General features: G+C 66.7%; 2 protein-coding genes. One reads left to right on the top strand and one right to left on the bottom strand.

Annotation, left to right across the window (positions count from 1 at the left end; translation table 11 throughout):
• The coding region (locus EQG76_RS09060; RefSeq protein WP_159712632.1) for a hypothetical protein at positions 1-322 on the top strand (322 nt) is incomplete at its 5' end.
• A 222-nt stretch (positions 323-544) separates the two neighbouring features.
• On the opposite strand, the gene EQG76_RS09055 is transcribed toward EQG76_RS09060, so the two are convergent.
• Positions 545-1,249, bottom strand: coding sequence for a hypothetical protein (locus tag EQG76_RS09055; protein WP_159712630.1), 705 nt, complete (start codon positions 1,247-1,249; stop codon positions 545-547).
• Positions 1,250-1,490 lie beyond the last annotated feature (241 nt).

The following is a 1,490-nucleotide window of genomic DNA, read 5'->3' as shown; positions in this document are numbered from 1 at the left end:
CCAGGAGTTCGCCGGCGGCGGGCAGACCACGATCACCGACTTCACCCATGGCAGCGACCGGATCGGCGCCTTGAACTTCGCCATCGTCGACGATCTGGGCCTGGAAACGCTCGGCTTTGCCGCGCTCGACAGCAACCGGGACGGCATGATCGATGCGCGCGACGCCGGGGTGAGCCTTGCCGACGAGACACTTGCGATCGATCTGGGGGTGGCGCTGATCACGGTGGCTTCCGTCGGCCGGCCGGGCTTCCATGTCGAAGCTCCGATCGTCCTGAACCTGCAGGGCGTCACCGACCTGCGCCCGGAGGACTTCGTCGCCTGAACCTGCTGCCGGCGCGTCTGCATCTGGCGGCCGTCCCGGCACGCGCGACGGTCCTGCACGAGATCGGGCGGCCTCTGGTGCTGGCGGAACGCCCGGATCCCCTGCGGGTCCGGGCGTGCGCACCACCATGACCGTCTATCCGCTGGAGCGCGAGAGGCGCTGGACGACCTGCACCATGGCCGGTTTCAGGGCGCCCCGTCCCTGGCCCCCTGACGCTCCCGGCTAGCCTTCCGCATCCCCCTTCGGCCGAAGCGAGAGCGCCCCCAGCGCCACCGCGTGTTCCACCAGCGTGTAGAGGAACAGCACCATGCCCAGCCCCTCCAGCGCCTCCTCAAGGTTGGTCAGCATCTGGTAGGTCATGGTGAAGGTGCCCGTCTCCGCGGCGAAGCTCCCGCCGATCATCTCGATTCCGATCGCCCCGGCCACGAAGATGACGCCCGACAGGAGCATCAGCAGGGCGGTGCGGCGCGGCAGCGCCAGGAGGAAGGAGATGTAGGACAGGCCCACCACGGCGCAGAAGATCATGCCCGGGATCACCCAGGCGAAGTGGAACACCCCGCCCAGCGCCCAGCGCGACTGGATCACGTTCACCAGCCGCTCATGGAACGACATGGCCTCGTCCGCCGAGAGCAAGACGAAGATCGCCGACAGGATCAGCCACCCCCAGAACCGCCGTCGGCTCACCAGTGCTATCATGAACAGCAGGGCGGCGTTCAGGAAGATGATCGCGGCCGATGCCCAGCTGTAGAAGCTGAGCTCGCTGTTGGTCTCGAGCAGCCATTTCGTTTTCTTTACCCACTGCTCGCGGCTGACCTGGCCGCCATGGGAAAAGTAGATCAGCAGATCCTGCCCTACGCTCGCCAGCACCAGCAGGCACATCACGGTGGCAAACGGCAGGGTGAACAGGCCCGCCTGCGACAACTTCACCAAGCATCTCCTCCGGGCTGGCGAGCCGGGCACCACTCCCAAGCGGCAGGCACCGCCGCTAGAACGGCCAGGGCCGGCGTTCGTACCCCGGCCGAGCCACCGAGGAGTTCGCCATGCCGCATCCCGGCCCGATCGAATATGCGGACGCCAGTCCGCAGGCCCGTCTCGTTTATGACGAGATCATGACGACCCGGAACGTTCCGGACGTCAACAACTTCTGGAAATACCTGGCCAACGACCC

This window comes from Geminicoccus flavidas, assembly GCF_009806515.1.
Taxonomy (GTDB): domain Bacteria; phylum Pseudomonadota; class Alphaproteobacteria; order Geminicoccales; family Geminicoccaceae; genus Geminicoccus; species Geminicoccus flavidus.
Note: the sequence above shows the minus strand (reverse complement) of the source record. Positions and strands in the feature narration are given on the sequence as shown.